13 protein-coding genes are annotated in these 18983 nt (G+C 54.8%); 11 read left to right on the top strand and 2 right to left on the bottom strand.

All coding sequences use genetic code 11. The features are described 5' to 3' along the window. The first annotated feature begins 158 nt into the window (after positions 1–158). Entirely contained in the window at positions 159–638 is a 480-nt protein-coding gene (locus CGZ80_RS26000; RefSeq protein WP_094418609.1) for an LURP-one-related/scramblase family protein, read from the top strand. Here the strand turns inward: CGZ80_RS26000 and CGZ80_RS25995 are convergent, their stop codons facing one another. Then, entirely contained in the window at positions 639–1463 is an 825-nt protein-coding gene (locus CGZ80_RS25995) for a c-type cytochrome (RefSeq protein WP_094418608.1), read from the bottom strand. It lies immediately after the preceding gene. 254 nt (positions 1464–1717) lie between these two features. On the opposite strand from CGZ80_RS25995, the gene CGZ80_RS25990 reads away from it, so the two are divergent. The 3 genes from CGZ80_RS25990 to CGZ80_RS25980 all read left to right on the top strand — a co-directional run bounded on the left by CGZ80_RS25990 (position 1718) and on the right by CGZ80_RS25980 (position 7751). Beyond that, positions 1718–2695: a DUF6666 family protein gene (locus tag CGZ80_RS25990; RefSeq protein WP_143544169.1), complete on the top strand. Its 978-nt coding sequence runs from the start codon at positions 1718–1720 to the stop codon at positions 2693–2695. A 195-nt stretch (positions 2696–2890) separates the two neighbouring features. Further along, on the top strand, positions 2891–6646 hold the full coding sequence (locus tag CGZ80_RS25985; RefSeq protein ID WP_143544168.1) for a protein kinase domain-containing protein: 3756 nt from the start codon (positions 2891–2893) through the stop codon (positions 6644–6646). After that, positions 6639–7751: an EAL domain-containing protein gene (locus CGZ80_RS25980; RefSeq protein WP_094418605.1), complete on the top strand. Its 1113-nt coding sequence runs from the start codon at positions 6639–6641 to the stop codon at positions 7749–7751. Before CGZ80_RS25985 ends, CGZ80_RS25980 begins: the two co-directional genes overlap by 8 nt. Here the strand turns inward: CGZ80_RS25980 and CGZ80_RS25975 are convergent. Continuing rightward, on the bottom strand, positions 7748–8944 hold the full coding sequence (locus CGZ80_RS25975) for a multidrug effflux MFS transporter (RefSeq protein WP_094418604.1): 1197 nt from the start codon (positions 8942–8944) through the stop codon (positions 7748–7750). The genes CGZ80_RS25980 and CGZ80_RS25975 overlap by 4 nt on opposite strands. A 90-nt stretch (positions 8945–9034) precedes the next feature. Here CGZ80_RS25975 and CGZ80_RS25970 point away from each other — a divergent pair, with 90 nt between their 5' ends. The 7 genes from CGZ80_RS25970 to CGZ80_RS25935 all read left to right on the top strand — a co-directional run. Then, entirely contained in the window at positions 9035–10333 is a 1299-nt protein-coding gene (locus CGZ80_RS25970) for an efflux RND transporter periplasmic adaptor subunit (RefSeq protein WP_158222854.1), read from the top strand. A gap of 75 nt (positions 10334–10408) precedes the next feature. Further along, a complete protein-coding gene (locus tag CGZ80_RS25965; RefSeq protein ID WP_143544167.1) occupies positions 10409–13810 on the top strand; it encodes an efflux RND transporter permease subunit in 3402 nt (1133 codons plus the stop codon). Between the two features lie 70 nt (positions 13811–13880). Beyond that, a complete protein-coding gene (locus tag CGZ80_RS25960) occupies positions 13881–14456 on the top strand; it encodes a sigma-70 family RNA polymerase sigma factor (protein ID WP_094418601.1) in 576 nt (191 codons plus the stop codon). A gap of 42 nt (positions 14457–14498) precedes the next feature. Next, positions 14499–16832 carry a serine/threonine-protein kinase gene (locus CGZ80_RS25955; RefSeq protein ID WP_094418600.1) on the top strand — a complete coding sequence of 778 codons (2334 nt, stop codon included), beginning with the start codon at positions 14499–14501 and terminating at the stop codon, positions 16830–16832. 141 nt (positions 16833–16973) lie between these two features. Beyond that, positions 16974–18248, top strand: a complete 1275-nt coding sequence (locus CGZ80_RS25945; protein WP_143544166.1) for a hypothetical protein — start codon at positions 16974–16976, stop codon at positions 18246–18248. Further along, on the top strand, positions 18245–18565 hold the full coding sequence (locus tag CGZ80_RS25940) for a hypothetical protein (RefSeq protein ID WP_158222853.1): 321 nt from the start codon (positions 18245–18247) through the stop codon (positions 18563–18565). The genes CGZ80_RS25945 and CGZ80_RS25940 overlap by 4 nt, the downstream gene beginning before the upstream one ends. Before the next feature lie 55 nt (positions 18566–18620). Further along, the coding region (locus CGZ80_RS25935; RefSeq protein ID WP_143544164.1) for a transposase family protein at positions 18621–18983 on the top strand (363 nt) is incomplete at its 3' end.

Genomic DNA, 18983 nt, shown 5'->3' with positions numbered 1-18983 from the left:
GATTGCCGCAAAACGAATGCCAAGTTTCGAGGTTGGCACGCGAATGGCAACAGGAGTCTGTGCCGCAATGCGAGGTTGATCGAGCCAACCTGTCGTGGCGATTCGACGGAGTCGATCCTGTCGAATGATTTCGAAACCGCAAGAGAGTGGAGTTTGCAATGCGTTACCAAATGAGACAAAAAATCTTTTCCTTCGGCGATGATTTCACCATCAAAGACTCCGACGGAAATGATGTTTACTTTGTCGACGGCAAAGCGTTTTCGATTGGCGATAAGGCATCGTTTCAAGACATGCAACGTCGCGAGTTGCTCAAGATCGAACAAAAGGTGCTCTCATTTGGGAAGACCTACCATTTGATCCGTGATGGGCAAACCGTTGGGCACGTCAAGAAGAAACACTTTACGTTCTTCCGTGATGTCTTTGATGTCGAAGACACAGCCGCCGGGGATCTTGATGCCAGCGGTAATTTTATCCACCACGAATACACATTCACTCGTGACGGTAAACCAGTTGCTTCGGTTTCGAAAAAGTTCTTTTCGTTGAGCGATACCTACGGCGTGGAAATCATCGACGGCGAAGATGATGTTCTGATTCTTGCTTGCACCGTGGTCATCGACATGTGTTGCCACGACGATTGATCAGTCAGGCTGAACGCCGTTGTAAATGCCCGATTGGTCGGGTGGCGGTAGATGGCTCGACAATTCAAAGCGAGGCCGTGAATGTTCGTTGACGTAGGCAGCAATATCGGCTGACTCCTGATCGGTCAGGATCGCGTCATCAAGTGGCATCGCGACCTTCAGCCATGCAGCCAACTTTTCGTTGCGGCTCATACCCGCTCCGTCGTTGTACGATTGGTCACCCCAGACCGGCGGCTCATCATCGTTGCCAAGTCCGTCGTCTCCGTGACAGGACGCGCAGTGAATTTCGTAAAGCTGTTTGCCGCGTGCCGGATCAGCTTTGCCTATTGTGTTTGGCAACGGTTTTACGGCGTTCGGTCCTAGCGGTCGATTGGGATTCATTTTGATCGGGAGCCCTTCTGAGAGTGAAGTGATATAAGTCGTGATCGCGATCGAAACCAAACTGCCCTGCGGAGGACGTGTCCCGTTCTCGCTCCGCATGAAACAATTCAGCACCCGATCCTGCAGCGTGATCACGCGTTTTTCTCGCGGTGACCAAGCGGGATACGCAGTCGCGATCCCAATGAACGATGCCGCTTCAGAGTGCCTTCCATTTTCCAAGTGGCAAGAAGTGCAATTCAATCGGTTGCCGACATACCGCTTGGACAGAGGGTGCTCTGATGTTTGCGCAACGATGCTCTCGCCGAGTTCGACAAGGTCAGCGTGGGTTTGAGGTGACGATTCCAGTGCGGTCTCGCCTGCAAGCAAGTTGCTGCCGGCCAGCCCTACTGCGAAAAAGAAAGCAAGTGGGAACGTTCGCCGGCGGCTCGATCGCCTTTCAATCATTCAGAAGCTCCGAGAGTAAAAGTTCAGGACGCTTCTTCAGAATGACGGATCGGGAACGATTTCCGCCAAGCATCCTGTTGCTCAGCAATTTGCTCTCAAAAGAATGCATCCGTCAAAGTCGCGTATAGATTTCGCAATCCCAATTTCAGGCGTGACCTGAGCAAACCGTCTGTCGCAGGCCGATGTAGATGAAGCTTGGCGGTAATCCAACGGGGCAGCCGTTTCACACACACTTGACGGCATTCGGAAGCACTGTGTCTCTGCATCGATTCAAACAAATTGCACTGGTACTGCTGGTGGCGGCTGGCGTTTCCCTTTGGGCCGCTGACGCTCGGTCTGCAGATCAAATTCCGTCAGCAGAAGTGACGCAGCCTTGGGAGCTCGATTCGTATCAGGCGTGTGACAACGCGGGTGTCTGTAAGGCACCCGGGCTATTCGACGAACTTTATCTTCGCTTCGCATTCGACGGATCCAAGCAGCCGCAGGATTTCGGCGTCAATGCGGTTGCCGGGGCGCAGGCGACAATCAATCTCGGTTTGCCGGTGCTGCCCGACTACGGAATTGGTTTTCAAATCGGTTCTAGCATCACAGCCACTTCCAACGCCGTTCGTGTATACGAGTTAGTAGGCGAGACAACCGGGCGGACCCAAAGTTTTACAACCGTGGGGATGTTTCAGCGGTTTGATTCCGGATGGTCCTGGGGCGTTGTCCACGATTTCCTGTACGAAGATTATTTCGACGATTTCAGCTTGGGTCAGTGGCGGCTTCGTTCGAGTTTTGATTTCAACGAATGCAACCAAGTTGGCGCTACCGCGATGTTGCGCTCGTACGACGACACTGGAACGTTCGGTGCATCAACCGACGTTCGACTCCAGCCGATCGACCAATTGCAGTTTTACTGGCGACACTATTGGCAGTCCGGTGCGCAGACTTCGCTTTGGCTAGGACTGGCCGATGGGCATGGCGAAGACAACGCGGTAACGGGTTTTGCGCCAGCGAAAGATGAATCGTTTCTATTTGGGGCTGATGTCTTGATGCCGCTTACCCCTTCGCTGGCGATCTATGGCGAAACAAATATTATCACCCCAATCGATACCGGGACGGTTGATGCATTTTTGGGCATTCAATGGTATCCCGGTGCAAAAGCGTATTCGGCACGCCGCGGCAAATTCAGTCCGATGTTTGAAGTCGCGTCACCCGTCAGTCTGGCCGCCGACCTGATTCGACTTTAGGTATCGCTCCGGTGGCGTCGGACGTCGAAACCGTTACAGCCGATACGAGCCGAATGCGAGTGTGACAACCTGTTCGTTGGCCGTTGATGTGGTGTCGCGGGGCCCTTTGCTAAAGCTAGGTCAATGATGGGCGAGATATCGGTGTATCCAAACTGAATCGGTATCTGCCTCCGTTCACTACCTCGGAGGCAATTGGTGTCCACGGCTCAACCTGCATTAATCAATTCGGTCAGCTCATTCACCCTTTCAGCCGGACCTTCGTCAAACGGTACGCCTTCTGTTGCCGCAGACTCTGGTTCCGCTGACATTGTCTTGTCGAATTGGGAGCCACTGCCAACGGAGCTTGGCGGCCGTGATGCGGATTGCAATGCATTTGTAGCGGTCGACCTGTCGACGACCCGCAACTATGAAATCCGTATTCTGCCTTGGCCGGATACGCACGACTGGAAACGTAACCTTCAAAACCAACTTCGACTGACTCGGTTGGTTGCCGGAGTTTCTGCACGCCAAGTCGCCGTCTGGCGCCTAGAAGAGTCTCCGCCAAAATTGATTTGTGAGTTGGCGGAACCGTTGGCGAGTTTTGATGCAACGCTGACGCCAGAAGCACGCATCGACCTTGGCGCGTCGATCGTTGTTGCCGTCGAGCAGGCCTTGATGGGAGGCCTCTTTCACGGGGCGATCTCGCCTTTTTCGATCTTGCGAGATCACGAAGGCAGTATCTGCATCGACTTTTTTGCCAGGTTCTACTCCGCCGAAAGTTATGCAGTGCCGGCAACCGCTCAAGCGGACGCGCGGGCGACCGTTTCCGTTATACGCCAACTGCTGCGTCCTGTGATCGACGATCCCGCGGCTGCAAAGCTAGGTGGTCAACGTCGCGGGCAGTTGCGACGGTTGCTCAATTCGGTTGACCAGGACGAAGATCCGCTCGATACCTTCGACCGGTGGTCACAGTGGTTTGCTGCTTCCGCTCGGGTTGAACCCGCCGAGCCACAGCGTTTGGGAGATCGAAACGAGACTCCTTCCGTACAAGACGATGTGACCTGCGAAGTCGCGATCAACCCGATCAGTCACCATTCTGACGAAGATGAATTACTTTCCGATGCGACCGGCGAGGTGCAGGTTGTCATCGGGCAGGCGCCAAGCGTTGCCAGTGATGAAAAAACTGGTGAAATCGCAATCAATCCTGCCGCTGTCAATCACAACATCAAGCCATTGCCTGGGATCGGTGAGCGAGTTGCCCGATACCGTTTGGACGCTTTGCTCGGTGAAGGCGGGATGGGCCTCGTTTATCGTGCGACGGACACGACAAACGAAACCGTCGTCGCGATCAAATTGCTTCGGCCAACCGGCAACGATATCGCGCAAGCGGTCCGACGATTCAAGAAGGAAGCCCGTTTGCTCGCCGGCTTGAACAATCCGTATGTCACGCGACTGTTCGACTCCGGTGTTGACCAAGGGGTGCACTACATCGCGATCGAGTATGTCGATGGGACGGATCTAAAGCGTTGGATGGCATCGCTAGGGACAATGACGGAAGAGCTTGCGTTGCGTCTCGCTGCTGACATCGCGCGTGGCTTGGTCGAAGCACACGATCTTGGAATCGTCCATCGAGATATCAAGCCAGAAAACGTCCTGTTGCAAAGCGATCTCGAAGACACATTGGAGCCGGGGCGGTTTCAGATCAAGTTGACCGACTTTGGGATCGCCAGAGCGATGCAGCAGACCGCATCGATGGAGGTTACCCGGGCAGGTTCGTTGCTTGGCACACCGACTTATATGGCGCCCGAGCAATTCAAAGGAACCGATCGGATCTCACCTGCCGCCGATGTGTATTCGATTGGAATCACACTTTACGCGATGCTCTCCGGCGAACCGCCGTTTCAGTCGAACGATCCCATGAATTTGGCGGCAAAACACTGCTTCGACGCACCGCCAGATATTCGTAAACGCAACCATTCCGTTTCCGACTCGACCGCCACACTGTTGGGCAGAATGCTGGCCAAGTCGCCTGGCGAACGTCCTGGGGACGCAGGCCAGTTGGTGCATGAAATCGAGCGGTTGCTCCGTGGACAGGTGAGCGAATTTGAGCAGCATCCTCGCTTGCCAAGCCAATCGCAAGGCAAGCTCTGGGAGCGAGTCTTTAGATGGGACCTGCAAAGCCAACCCAGCGAACTGTGGCCGCATGTTTCCAATACCGATCGGTTGAACCGCGCTGCGGGGTTGCAAGCGGTGGAGTATCGCACGGAGCGAGACGCGGAACACGGTTTACGCAAGTTCGGGAACTTTCGCCTCGCCGGTTTGCAAATCGAGTGGGAGGAACACCCCTTCGAATGGATCGAAGGCCAGCGGATGGGAATTTTGCGAGAGTTCCAAAGCGGGCCTTTCGAGTGGTTCCTAAGCCTAGTGGAACTCACGCCACTTCCCGAAGGCGGAACTCGCTTGACTCATACCGTCCGTATCTTGCCACGCAACGCGTTGGGCCGAATGGTCGCATCGATCGAAGCGGGCTGGAAAGGCGGTCGTGCGCTGAACCGTATTTATCGCCGGATCGACCTTGCGCTGCAAAACGAAAAACACAATCCGCTGTTTGATCCATTCGAAGAACCAATCTCGCTCTCGCAGGCAGTCAAACGCCGAGTCGAACAACGGCTGGACCAAATGATCCAGCTCGGTATCGGTGTTGAAACAGCAACACGCCTTGTTGACTATGTTTGCAACGCTGCGGCACAAGACCTTGCTCAGATCCGCCCCGTCGCGCTTGCTGATCGGTTGGGGCTTCCCAGTGAAGAGATCGTCGATGCCTGTTTGGTGGGAACACACTGCGGATTGCTGCAATTGCGCTGGGATATCCTTTGTCCAAGTTGTCGTGCCCCGGCGTCCGCGACAGGAATTTTGGCCGAGATCGAGCAGCACACGCACTGTGAAGCTTGCGACGCGGCATTCCGGTCAGACATCGCGTCGGCCATCGAATTGGTTTTTCAGGCTCATCCCGAGATTCGAAAAATCGACAACGGGCAATACTGTATTGGCGGTCCCGAGCATTCACCGCACGTCGTTACACAATTGCGTTTGCAGCCAGGCGAACGATTAGAGGTCAACGTCGAATTGACCAAGGGCGACTATTTGGTACGGCGATCCGGAGTCGGCAACAGTGAAATGTTGCAGGTTCAGACACGTTCAGCGTCCAGCAGTGTCGAAGTGTGGTCCAGCCAACTCGGTAGCGGGTCAGCATTGCCGATCGTGCGTTCTGGAAGCATCACGTTAATCGTCTACAACGATCAGGCATGTCACGAAGTCGTCAGGCTCGAACGCACCATTCGACGTTCCAATGTATTGACCGCCGCCGTGGCATCCGCGCTGCCGCGTTTCAGGGAACTGTTCCCGAACCAAGTGCTTGATCGAAGCGGCGCTATCACATCAGACGAACTGACATTGCTTGCCGTTCGAATTGGCAGCGGCGAAGAACTTTACGAGCAGGTCGGCGATGCACAGGCCTATGCGATTATTCAGCGTGTGATGACTGCAATTGAAGAAACCGTCGTGGCACACGAAGGCGCGACAATCAAGTCGCTCGGCGAGACGGTCTTGGCGTCATTCCAAGATCCCGGGCGTGCCTTGTCCGCAGCCTTGGCGATTGAGGATCGCTTGCAGCGTGAAGAGTTGTCGGACGTCGCACTGGCCTGTGGGCTTCATCGCGGCACCTTGTTGGTCACAACTCAGAACGGACGACTCGATTACTTTGGGACAACCGCTCGCCAAGTGCTGGCGCTTTCACAACGAGTTGCGCAAGGCATTGCTTTGACCGATAGCGTCTTTACAGATCCGGCAGTGCAAACGCTCGTTCAGTCGCTCGATCGGCAACCACAACATCAGACCGTCGACCTGCCCGGCGGAAAAAATCGACTCATCCAACTTTTCATGAAACCCATTCCTTTCCAAAGCCATGCTTAATCAAAAATCTTCGACGATCCAAAGTCTAAAGCAGCGCTGGACGTTGACCGAATTCGGGCAGGGCGAACATCAGCAGCGAACGCTCGATTTGCCAAACCGTACGATTGTCGTCGGGCGATCCGGTGAGGCCGACTTGACGATCGCCGCACAGGGGATCTCCAAACGTCACGCGCAGATCTCGTTCCTCGAAGGCGAGATGTTGGTCAAAGACTTGGGCAGCACAAACGGGACATACGTCAATGGGAAACAAGTTGATTGCTCAACTGTTGCTGTCGGCGACTTGCTGCAATTCGCCAACGCGCTCTTTCGTGTCGGACGAAGCTGTGACGCGATCGCCGATGGAACCATGGAAGAAGGCATTATCCCATGGGCGCAAACCCTGTTGTTGTTCGACCGATTAATGACAGAGCGTGCCGTCGTTCCGTTTTTCCAGCCCATTGTGCGGCTCGCTGATTTTGAACGAAGCGATGATCACAACGCTACCCTTGCCTATGAATTGTTGGCACGAAGTGATCTGGAAAACTTGGGGAACCCGGCATTGATGTTTGGTGCCGCTGAACGGTTGGGCCAGCAATGCGCACTCAGCGAGTTAATGCGTGAAGAAGGCGTTCGAAAGGCGTCTGAGTCTTCGATCAGCTCACGCGAATTGTTTCTCAACACCCACCCCAGCGAAGTCGTTACGGATCGTTTGATCCAGTCCTTGCGTGATTTGCGAGCCGAGTTTCCAGACTATCCGATCACGATCGAGATCCATGAAGCATCCATTACCGATCCGGATACGATGCGTCGCTTTCGGGCGGTTTTGCAGGATCTGAAGATGCGATTGTCATACGACGACTTTGGCGCCGGCCAAGGCCGGTTGTTGGAACTGGCCGAAGTGCCACCCGATGTTTTGAAATTCGATATGGGGCTGATTCGCGGGATCGACACCGCAGCCAACAGTCGTGTGGAACTGTTGCGTACCCTGGTGAAACTCGCTCACGATACGGGGGCGAGCACCCTTGCGGAAGGTGTCGAAACGGAGGCGGAACATCAGTGTTGCCTGGAGCTCGGTTTTGAATTGGGCCAAGGCTATTACTATGGCCGTCCCGCCGCACTTTCCTAGCAGTGGCTGACGTCAGGCTGCTCACAGGCTTTGGCGAGCGGCCAAAGAATCAGTGTGAGTACCGGACAGACGGTCGATAGCAGGCCGAAGACGAGGAACGGTTGTTGCCATTCTGCTGTCGCGATCGCCATTCCGGCCGCACCACAAAGGAATTGAACGCTGACCAGCCCGGAGGCCGCCGCGCCAAAATCTTCGTGGACGTAATCAAGGACGAGGTGATTGACCAGCGGCCGGCTGAGTCCAAAGAAAAACGAGTAGATCGCCATCGCAGTCGAAAATGCCAGCCACTGCTGAGCCCCAAATGCGAGCAACAAAACGCCGCCGACAAGGCAACCCATAAATGCGAGCGAAAGCAGCTTGCGGTCGTCAATCCTGTCAACCAGTTTGGCACAGATCAGCGATCCAATGATGACGAAAGCGGCGTTGCCACCAAAGGCCATCGCGAATTGTGTTTGCGTGAATTCAAAGTGAACGATAAAGGCAACGGGCGAGTAAGCGACAAAGCCCAATAGAGGCGCCGACAATAAACTGGTTGATCCATTGGCCAGCAGGTAGCCCGGGTTGTGCAGCAGTCGCCCATATCTGGCAAACAACTCCTTCGTCACACCCGCAATACGCGATGTCTTGCGAGCCGTGATGGTTGCAGTCTCTTGATAGAGAAACAAGGTCGCCAGCAGTGAGACGCCCGCCAGTGAACCTTGGGCGATAAAGATCACCCGCCATGACGCTACTTCCAAAATCGCCGAGCCGATCGTGGGTGCAATCATGGGGGCAAAGCCCAGGATGACCGAAACCCAGGCGAGTGTTCGTTTCCGCTCCTGCCCTTCAAACCGCTCTCGCGCGATCGCCATCACCATCGCTGCCGCACCGGCGGCACCGATCCCTTGCAAGATCCGGGCGCCAATCAATTGCGTCACGTCTTGCGAGATCGCGCACAACAGCGATGCCCCGATAAACAGGCTCAGTCCGATGATCAGGATTGGCCGTCTGCCGGTGCGGTCGGAAACGCTGCCCCAAAACAAAAGCATCAAACCGTAGGCAAAAAACCACAGAACGAGTGACAGGTGGACCGTGCTGGTCGGGACCTGCCAACGTTCGGCCAGCATCGGGATAGCCGGCAGATACATATCCGTCGCCAGTGGGGCGGTCGCGGCCAGGAGTCCGAGAAAGTACTTGTAGAGGTGCTGAGGCATGGCAACTTTGAAAAAACATTGGCACCCGTAGGAGCCACAGGACGCATTGACGGAACACACACATTTGGTTCCCCGTCACGAATGCCTGTCATGCTCCGAAGTCTAAAGAAAGTCGCCGATACGTCGGAAAAACACGCGGTTTTCTTGCTCTCGACCGCCGCCACAATGTTGGCAGCTGGGGTTTTGATCGGTTACGGGATCTGGGGGAGTGTAGGCGAATCAGAAGACGCGGGAAGTGCCAAGGGCGGCCCGGGAAGAAGTGGGCCACCGTCTACCCCGGCCATGCTCGTGCGCGTTGGTACGGTCCAGCGGGAACAGATCGCACCCACTCGAACGTTGCTGGGTGATTTAATTCCCGTTCGCACCGCAGCCGTTGCCACCGAAGTGCCTGGGCGAGTCGCGGAAGTTTTTGTCGATGAAGGTTCCACCGTCGTTGGTGGCGAAACCGTTTTAGCCCGAGTCGACGGGACTTGGGAAACGTTACAAGAAAAAAAGATCGCCGCACAAATTGATCAAGCCAACGCGACGCTACGTTTTGAACAAGCTGAGATGGCGCGGCTGAAAAAACTGCTCAATCAGCAAGCCGCATCCACCAGCGAAGTCGACGCCAAGCTGGCGATCATCGAGCAGACACAGGCATCGCTCGACGAGCTGGAAGCGAGCCTGCAAGAAGTTCGGACACGGATGGAGCGACTGAATATCATCGCGCCCTTCGATGGCGAGGTTGTTAGCAAGCACACCGAAGTCGGCGAGTACATCGCCGTCGGTGCTCCGATTGTCGACATCGTCTCGACCGGTCGTATCGATGCCAAAGCGATGGTGCCGCAGCAGAACCTGTCGTTGTTGAAACTTGGTGACGCGATCGCGGTGAAACTTGACCACACCGATGTCGAGATTACCGGGAATGTTGTCGCAATCAATTCTAAAGGCTCGCTCGACAGCCGAACGTTTCCCGTCCGCATCGCACTTGATGATCAAAACGGGCGGCTAAAGCCCGGGATGGGTGTCAGCTTGGATGTTCCCGCGATGCCACCGTCAACCGAATTGTTGGTGCCGCGCGATGCGGTGTTGACGAAGCCTGACGAATCGGTCGTATGGATCTTGGAAATCGACACTCGCGCGTTGGAACAAAACCCAAAACGCGATACACCGGGTAAGCCCATGACCACGCGTCCGGTTCCCGTCAAAATTCTGTCGCATACGGCGGAGCAATTCGCAATCGCTTGTGTTCGGACCGCTGATGAGGCCGCATTGAAACCGGGTGCGCAAGTCGTTACCGAAGGCCTCGAGCGTTTGGTTCCGGGCGTTCCCGTGCGGATCGACGCTGACGGACAACCTCTGGTCGCTGTTCCCGGTTCGTATCCCAACGGCCAGCAAATGGTCGACTGATCCCGCAGTAGAACTCAACGTTTCTCCCACCGTTTGATTGTCCGACCGACCGCACGTTGTACCGAAAAGTTTGCCATGGACCCGATTCGATTTGCAATTGAAAACCCGGTGAAAACCGCTGTTGGCATCATCATGGTGCTGTTATTCGGTGGACTGGCACTCAACGCGATTCCTGTCCAATTGACGCCGGATGTCGATCGGCCAGTGATCACCGTGCGCACGAACTGGTCTGGACGAAGCCCCGAGGAAATCGAGCGTTCGATCATCATCGAACAAGAGGAAAAACTGAAATCCGTCCAGGGACTGTGGAAGATGACGTCGCTCGCCAGCCTGGGGAGTGCATCGATCACATTGGAGTTCAACGTTGGCAGCCCTCCCGACCGTGTCTTACAAGACGTTTCCAACAAGATGGACGAGGTCCAGGAGTATCCCGAAGACGCGGACCGTCCCGTGATCGATATCGCCGACACGGCCAGCGACGATTCGATCGCGTATCTTCTGCTCCAGGCTGATGATCCGAACTTCGAAGTCGCGACATTTTACGACTATGCCGATCGCTTCTTGAAGCCAAGTTTGGAGCGTATCGATGGTGTTGCAGAGATCGACATCAAAGGCGGACGTGAACACCAAGTCCAAGTGCGATTTGACCCTAAAGAACTCGCCCGACGCAATATCTCGATTCCCGAAGTCGCCGCGGCACTTCGTCAAGACAACGTGAACGTTTCTGCCGGCGATATGGCTGGCGGTCGTCAGGACGTTCGCTTTCGTGTCGTCGAACAGTTCGATTCCTTGGAACGGTTGCGTGAAACCGTAATTAAGTATGACGTCGCGGGCAGTCCGATCCGTGTTGCCGATGTGGCAAGTGCTAACTTGGTCCTCGAAAAGACAGTGCACTTCGACCAATGCAAAGGCAAAACGTCGATGACCATTTTCGTTAAACGAAAGACGGGCAGCAACGTGCTGGACATCATCGAGGACGTCAATCGAGTCGTTGATGAAATGAATGCCGAAGGCGGCGTCTTGCGATCGTTCAAAAACGATCGCTACGGGTTGCGGCTGCGAAATGCGTTTGATGATTCACACTACATCCATAGTGCGATCGGTCTGGTTCGCGACAACTTGCTGATCGGTGGCGGCCTTGCAATCGCCGTTCTGCTGCTGTTTTTGCGCAGCATGCGGTCAACGCTGATCATTTCGTTGGCCATTCCGATTTCAGTGATCGGGACTTTCGTGGTGCTATGGCTTAGCGGACGAAACTTGAACGTCATTTCGCTTGCGGGACTGAGTTTCGCAGTCGGGATGGTGGTCGACAACGCGATCGTTGTGCTGGAAAACATCGACCGGTACCTAAAATCTGGTGCCGACGTGCGGACCGCGACACTGCGAGGCACGCGGGAGGTCTGGGGGGCAGTTTTGGCATCGACGTTAACGACGATCGCTGTGTTCGCACCGGTGCTGACAATCCAAGATGAGGCCGGCCAGTTGTTCTATGACTTGGTGTTAGCAATCTGTGCGGCCGTTGCTCTTTCGCTGATCGTTTCGATCACCGCAATCCCGATGGCCGCGTCACTGATCTTGCGACCGCATCGCGACCGTACTTTGGGGCGGTCGCGAAATGGTGAAGGTGCTTCGTCGGGTGACACAGCTAGGTCGAGTCAGAAATTCTCGCCCCACAACTTGTTTGGATTGGTAGGGATCTTCGCTTGGCTGACTGACCGTTGGGCGGGGCTGATTCACCTGATGACGTTCCGCAGTTTGTCCAGTGCGTGGTTGCGAGTGTTGTTGATCGCGTTGACGATGGCCGTATCGATCGGTCTGAGCATGTGGTGGATGCCGCCAGCAAGCTACCTACCCAACGGCAGCAAAAACTTTACGTTCTGTCGGATGTCGACTCCGGCGGGCTATTCCGTCATGGAAAATTACTCCGTAGGCCAGCGGATCGAAAAGGAACTCCAGCCGTTCTGGAGTGCAACGACCGGTGAAGAGGCGTCGGCCAATGGTCCGATTGTGGATCAACGTTCCGGGAAAACTTATACCGATATCCCGGCTCTCAAAGAGTTCTTTTTCGTTGTCGCTCGCGGCAGTGTATTCATGATCGGGATCAGCCAAGACCCAACAAACGTCGAACCAATCGCTGCCGTTTTTAACCGTGCGTTCAATGTTGTCCCGGCCAGCAAAGGTGTCACGTCACAGGCATCGATCTTTGGACGTGGCGCTGGAAGTTCTAACGCGGTCGATATCGAAGTACGCGGCAATGACATGCGACGACTGAAAGTGGCTTGTGGTTTCCTTGAGTCAGAATTGCAACGCGAGTTTTCGCGATTTTCAGTTCGAACGTCACCGGGTAACTTCAACGAATCCGGTCCCGAACTGCGGATCGAAGTCAACGAGGAAATTGCCAAGCGATTGGGCTTGAACGCGACCGACTTGGCGACGACCGCACGCTCGTTGATCGATGGCGCATTTGTTGGGGATTTCGATTTCGAAGGTGACAACATCGACTTGATTTTGATTCGCGATCCGTCAATCGAACTTGCCCCCGAAGAGGTCGCCGAGGTTCCTGTCACAGTACGAGATTCGACGGGGACGCCAAGCACGATTCCATTCGGACAGCTAGTGTCGTTTCTCCCCAGCGAAGCGTCACAGGAAATCCGCCGGGTGGAGCAACAGCGGGCGATCGCGTTGACGGTGACGCCGCCAAACGACGTTGCATTGGAAGACGCCCAAACACGGATTTTGGCGATCGTCGAACAGGCCCGTGTCTCGGGAAAACTCGGCAACGACATGTTCGTCACCCTGTCAGGAAACGCTGACCGGTTGTCCGAAGTCCGTCGGCTGTTGATGGGAAGCTGGTACGGTTGGGATTGGCAATCGATAGGAAGTGTTGCGACAAGCCGCTTTTTTATCGCCCTGGTGATCACGTATCTGTTGCTTGCCGCCCTCTTCGAGAACTTTATTTATCCGTTGGTGATCTTGTTGACGGTCCCATTGGCGACGGTTGGCGGGTTCGCCGGATTAGCGATTGTTCACTGGTTTGACCCGACACAGCAGTTGGACGTTCTGACCATGTTGGGTTTCGTCATTTTGATCGGTGTGGTCGTCAATAACGCAATTCTGATCGTGCACCAAGCGTTGAACTTTATGCGAGGCGAAACCGACGAAGTCGACCAAAAGGGTGCGATGCCAATGAGTCCTCGAGATGCGATCGCGTTGTCGGTCCAAACACGGACGCGGCCGATTTTTATCACTACCTGCACGAGCGTGTTCGGGATGTTGCCTTTGGTGATCGCACCCGGTGCGGGCAGTGAACTGTACCGTGGATTGGGGGCGATCGTTGTCGGCGGGCTAACCACGGCGACGTTCTTTACACTGCTGATCGTGCCGCTGTTTTTCAGTCTTGTCGTTGACCTGCGATTGGCCCTGCCGTTCAAGCGACCGACGTCCCAGACGCTCCCCCCGATGCAGCCGACTACCTGACAAACACTATCAAGACCACCAAAAAGAATGACGCGATGCAGTCATGATGCCGGTGTCCTAAACTAGTTTCATGGATTCTGAAATCTCTCGCATTTTGAACAGCCTCGAACAAGGCGATCCGGCAGCGGCAGGCGAGCTGCTGCCGCTCGTGTACGAAGAGCTGCGGAGGTTGGCGACATCTCGGATGCGAAGGGAAAGCCATGCACAAACCTTACAACCGACCGCTCTGGTTCATGAAGCGTTTTTGCGTTTGATCGGCAATGAAAATGTCCGTTGGGATGGGAAGTCGCATTTTTTTGCGGCGGCCGCCGAAGCGATGCGACGAATTTTGATCGAACACGCGAGACGTCGAAACGCATTGAAGCGTGGAGGCGATCGCCAACAATTCGAACTCAATGAATCAGACGGCATCGTCACGTTGGACAATGCCGACGAACTTTTGGACCTGGACGCGGCGCTAACCAAGCTAGCGGTCGATGAACCCGAACTTGCCAAGTTAGTCGAGCTGCGATACTTCGCGGGACTGTCTGTCGAAGAAGCCGCAGAGGTCATGGCGATTTCTCCCCGAACCGTCAAACGACATTGGGCCTATGCACGTGTTTGGTTGGCGCGGGCGATGGATGCCGAACCAGATAACTTGCCGTAAACGCTGTGTGATGTTGACGATTCCTAGTTGGCGTAGATTGCCATGATCCCTCGAAATGAAAAGTCGATCTTCTTTGAAGCCCTCGAGATCGAAGGTCCCGAGCAGCGTGATGCGTTTGTCCGGCGAGCTTGTGATCAAGATCAATCGCTTTATCAGTCGGTTACCGATCTGCTGCACCGTCACGAACACACGTCAGTCTGTATCGATAAACCGATCGTCGGCGAAATCCGATCGAATGGGCTGATGGATGAAACCCTTGACCAGGGCATGCCAATTCCGTCCTCGTATCGATTCACACCGGGGACCGTGATCGGGAACTACAAGCTTCGTGAACTGATTGGCGAAGGCGGCTTTGGACTCGTCTTCGTCGCGGACCAGCAGGATCCCGTCAAGAGACGTGTGGCGCTCAAGCTGGTAAAGCCCGGTATGGAATCGCACGAAGTGTTGACACGCTTCGAAGCCGAGCGGCAAGCACTCGCGATGATGGATCACCCCAACATCGCCAGGGTTTTCGATGCAGGTGCGACGGAAACCGGGCAACCCTACTTCGTGATGGAATTGGTTCGTGGTGTCCCGCTGACAACGTTTTGTGACAAGAACCGTTTGAGTATGCGAGAACGGTTGGATTTGCTGATCAAAATTTGTCATGCGATTTTACATGCACATCAAAAAGGCATCATTCATCGCGATTTAAAACCGAACAACGTTCTGGTCACTCTTCAAGACGGAGAGCCGCTTCCCAAGGTGATTGACTTTGGTGTGGCAAAAGCGATCGGGCAACGTTTGACAGCGGACACGATCTACACCCGTTTTGCGTCGATGGTCGGTACCCCGGCATACATGAGTCCCGAACAAGCCGAGATGACAAATGCCGGCGTCGACACTCGCAGCGATATCTATGCGTTAGGCGTGTTGATGTATGAATTGCTGACCGGGGCACCGCCGCTTTCAAGTGATCGGTTGCAAACGGTCGGCTTTGACGAACTGCGCCGAATGATTCGCGAGGAAGAACCGGTACGGCCTAGCAAACGCGTTAGCACGCTTGACCAAAACGTTCGTTCAACGGTTTCCATGGTTCGTCGTACGGAATCAAATCGATTGGAAAGCGTGTTGAGAGGTGATCTCGACTGGATCGCGATGAAAGCACTCGAAAAGAATCGCGAACGTCGTTATGCGACTGCTGCCGAGCTCGCTGATGATTTGACACGCTACCTCAATGGCAATCCCGTTGCCGCCCGCCCGCCGACATGGACCTATCGGTTGTCACGCTATGCAAAACGAAACAAGGTGACGATCGTGACGACAGCGATCGTTGCGGTCGCATTGTTAGTCGGAACGGCGGTCAGTTTATGGCAAGCTTCGGTAGCAACGGTTCAACGCGACCGAGCGACCGCGGCGCTTGATACCGCACGTCAGTCGGAAAAACGAGCGATCGAGGCACGGCAAGATCTTGCCGGATTTGTTGAACGATTGAAGCTTGCCAACTCGTTCCTAGCGACCGGGCGAGCCCACGTTGACGCCGGACGTTTGGCAGACGCCGTCACCGCTTACAATGCTGCGATCGAAGTCCAGCCGCGTTTCTATCAAGCTTGGTCCGAACGCGGTGTGTTCTATGCAAGTCTTGGGCTTTGGGAACAGGCCGCGGAAGACTACGCGAAATCGGTTGAGCTCGGTGGCGTGAGCAATCAGCCGGATTTTCTCGGCGTGCCTCAATTGCATTGGATGGTTGGCAATCACACCGTTTATCAAGGCATCAACGCAAAACTATCCACGCTTGAAAAAGACCAGTTTGCCGTGGAAGCACGCGGCCGTTTAATCGGGCCAATCGATCCTGAAACCGCAACTGAATTGGTGACGTTTGCCGAAGAACAATTAACACTCGCCGGGTACGAAGACCAGGGGAAAGTGCCGGAGCCGCCCCAAGGTTACGTTGTTCGTCGTCGCCGTTCTGGTCCGCCGCTTGGCGCAAAACTGTATGTGGCCGGATGGGCACACCTGCGAGCAGGCCAATTTGCACAGGCTATCGCTCGTCTGAAACAGGCGGACCAAGAAACCTTCGATTGGCGCGGCAGCGGGATTTCAACACCCTTGATCGCGATCGCTTATGAAGGTCTCGGCGACCATCAGCAAGCGATGGAAACGTTGCGTGCTGCTGACGAAACAATGGCCGGTTTCTTGGTTCAAGCTGAATCTCGCAGTGATTTTATTCCCAATATGCCGTGGTTTGATTGGGTCGAGTTCTTAGTCAACTACCAAAACGCCGGTGTACAAGTTGGCAAACGTTCCAGCGATTGGCTCTCTCAGCGATGGGATGGTCGGCTGCAACCACTGAAATCCGAAGCGATGTCGGCGATCGCCAATTCAAAAAAACGTTAAAGGTTCTTCTCTTTGCGCTCCGGATGCCGTGGTTTTCGGCCTATCGTCTCGAACTCACCACGCATCGCAAACTGATTTACAATTGCGATTGGCGAAAATGCCATTCGGTGTTGGTGCCTAACCGTGAACCGGAGACCGGAAATGAGAAAGCCTTTATTAGCGATGTTTGCTTGTCTTGCGACAGCGGCATCGTCCTTCGCCGCTGATGTGACGACAGCGATACCGAGCGACGCCTATGGGTTTGTCGTTGTACCCAATGCCGAACAACTTGATGGCAAAGTCCAGATGCTGTCCAAGCGGATGCATCTGCCCATTCCAAGTGTGCTAACGTTGCTCACGTCAATGCCCGATTTGAACGCGACGTTGGACCAAGATGGTTCGCTAGCCATCGCGTTGATGCCATCGGGGAATCGTGTCGCCCCGCTCGTTTATGTTCCTGTCGACGACTATCAAGCGTTGATCGAGCAGCTAACGGATGCTTCGACCGAAGACGGAATCACCGAAGGAAGTTTCAACGGCAATACGCTGGCCTTGGGAAAGGTGCAAGGGCACGCGGTTGTCACTCAGGCAAGCGATCGGGCGGTTCTTGCGTCTGCGTTGCAGAAAATCGCGAGTGGTGGGGAGGCTGTCACAAAGCCAAGCGGCGATTTCGATCTGGCCATGGTTGCCACGGAAGCCGGGCTTGTACGAGTCACAGAGGTCGCTCAGGAAGGTCTTTCTGAAATGATTCGTGTGATCGAAAGGCAAAGCGGCCCGGACAATCCCGCTATCGCAGGCCTGCGAATGTATGAAAAACTGTTTGTCTTCGTGAAAAGCGATCTGCAATCGATCGCCGTTACGATGCGACTGGACGAGTCAAGTTCACTGCGTGTGACCAAAAGCTTTGTCGTCAAGCCGGATAGCGAATGGGCACCCGTGCTGAAGAGTATTCCCGCAAGCGAACAAGACCTGCTGGTCGGACTGCCGGACATCCCATTTGTCATCGCGGCAGGAGTCTCAATTCCCGGCGGTGGCTTCGAAAAGATGCTTGATCTGTCAAAGACGATGATGCAGTCGATGCCACAGCTCTATCACATGACTCCCAGCGAAATCGACAAGATGATGGAACTGTCGAGAGAATATTTTTCCAACATCGAGGGAATGTCGTTCCTAATGGGAGCCGGAGAAGGTGACATGCCGATCTACGGGCAGATGGCTGCCGCGATGACTGTTCCTGACTCGGATCAGTATCTGGATGACTACGTCAAATATTGGAAGGAAGTCCGCGAGATTACCAAAGACTCGGATCAATCTTTCATTGCACAGTCGCAATTCGAAGAGATGACAGTGAAGGATCATCGCGTCTTACGCACGATCATGCCGGCTCAATCGATTCCAGGTTTCCCCGCAGAGCAGCAGGCTGCTATGGAAGGATGATGGAAAAAATGTTCGGACCCGGTGGCATGAAAATGTATGCCGGTGCGATCGATTCACGAACGGTGCTCATTGCCTACACCAGTACTGATCTGTTGGAAAAGGCATGGGAATCGGCGGAGTCCACATCGACGCTCTCCAGGAATGAAGCGTTACAGCAGGTCAGTGAAAAACTGCCGTCGGATGCACAGATGGTTGGCTACTGGAGTCCATCTGGCACCAGCAGTTCCCGGCCTGTTGAAAAACACCGTGTTTTGCCGACTTGGCTTTTGCTAGCGGTTCGCCAGAATCTCCTTGGCCTGTTGCGTCTCGCTTCGTGACCGAAACATCCTATGATAGTGCCTGACAGTTTTCGCAAGCCATGTGGAAAGCACCATGTCCGGCCCTGCCATCTCCCCACGCACCAGACGCTATCTTTCTGCCGACGCCCTGTTTGCGTTGCTGCGACAGCGATTCGAAACGGTCCAGGATCCTCGCAAGCAATCGCACCTGACGTTCACTTTGCCTGACGTGCTGGCCAGCGGTCTGGCAATGTTTTCACTCAAAGATCCGTCGTTACTTGCCTACGGCGAACGACAAGATGATCCGTCGTTGAAAAACGTTTTCGGAATCAAATCGATCCCCAGTGACACGCAATTCAGAGAGATCCTCGATCCGATCGAGGCCGACGCACTCAATGAAGCGTTCGCGGACGTGTTTGCCGAACTTCAGCGTGGCGGTGTCTTGGAACAGTTTCGC

It is taken from the genome of Rhodopirellula sp. MGV (genome assembly GCF_002251265.1).
Taxonomy (GTDB): domain Bacteria; phylum Planctomycetota; class Planctomycetia; order Pirellulales; family Pirellulaceae; genus Stieleria; species Stieleria baltica_A.
The sequence above is the reverse complement of the archived record's forward strand: the minus strand, read 5'-3'. Positions and strand labels throughout refer to the sequence as shown.

Coding starts and splice junctions, on each gene's coding strand:
- CGZ80_RS26000 (WP_094418609.1), top strand. CDS start 159: ATGCGTTACCAAATGAGACAAAAAATCTTTTCCTTCGGCGATGATTTC.
- CGZ80_RS25995 (WP_094418608.1), bottom strand. CDS start 1,463: ATGATTGAAAGGCGATCGAGCCGCCGGCGAACGTTCCCACTTGCTTTC.
- CGZ80_RS25980 (WP_094418605.1), top strand. CDS start 6,639: ATGCTTAATCAAAAATCTTCGACGATCCAAAGTCTAAAGCAGCGCTGG.
- CGZ80_RS25975 (WP_094418604.1), bottom strand. CDS start 8,944: ATGCCTCAGCACCTCTACAAGTACTTTCTCGGACTCCTGGCCGCGACC.
- CGZ80_RS25970 (WP_158222854.1), top strand. CDS start 9,035: ATGCTCCGAAGTCTAAAGAAAGTCGCCGATACGTCGGAAAAACACGCG.
- CGZ80_RS25965 (WP_143544167.1), top strand. CDS start 10,409: ATGGACCCGATTCGATTTGCAATTGAAAACCCGGTGAAAACCGCTGTT.
- CGZ80_RS25960 (WP_094418601.1), top strand. CDS start 13,881: ATGGATTCTGAAATCTCTCGCATTTTGAACAGCCTCGAACAAGGCGAT.
- CGZ80_RS25955 (WP_094418600.1), top strand. CDS start 14,499: ATGATCCCTCGAAATGAAAAGTCGATCTTCTTTGAAGCCCTCGAGATC.
- CGZ80_RS25945 (WP_143544166.1), top strand. CDS start 16,974: ATGAGAAAGCCTTTATTAGCGATGTTTGCTTGTCTTGCGACAGCGGCA.
- CGZ80_RS25940 (WP_158222853.1), top strand. CDS start 18,245: ATGATGGAAAAAATGTTCGGACCCGGTGGCATGAAAATGTATGCCGGT.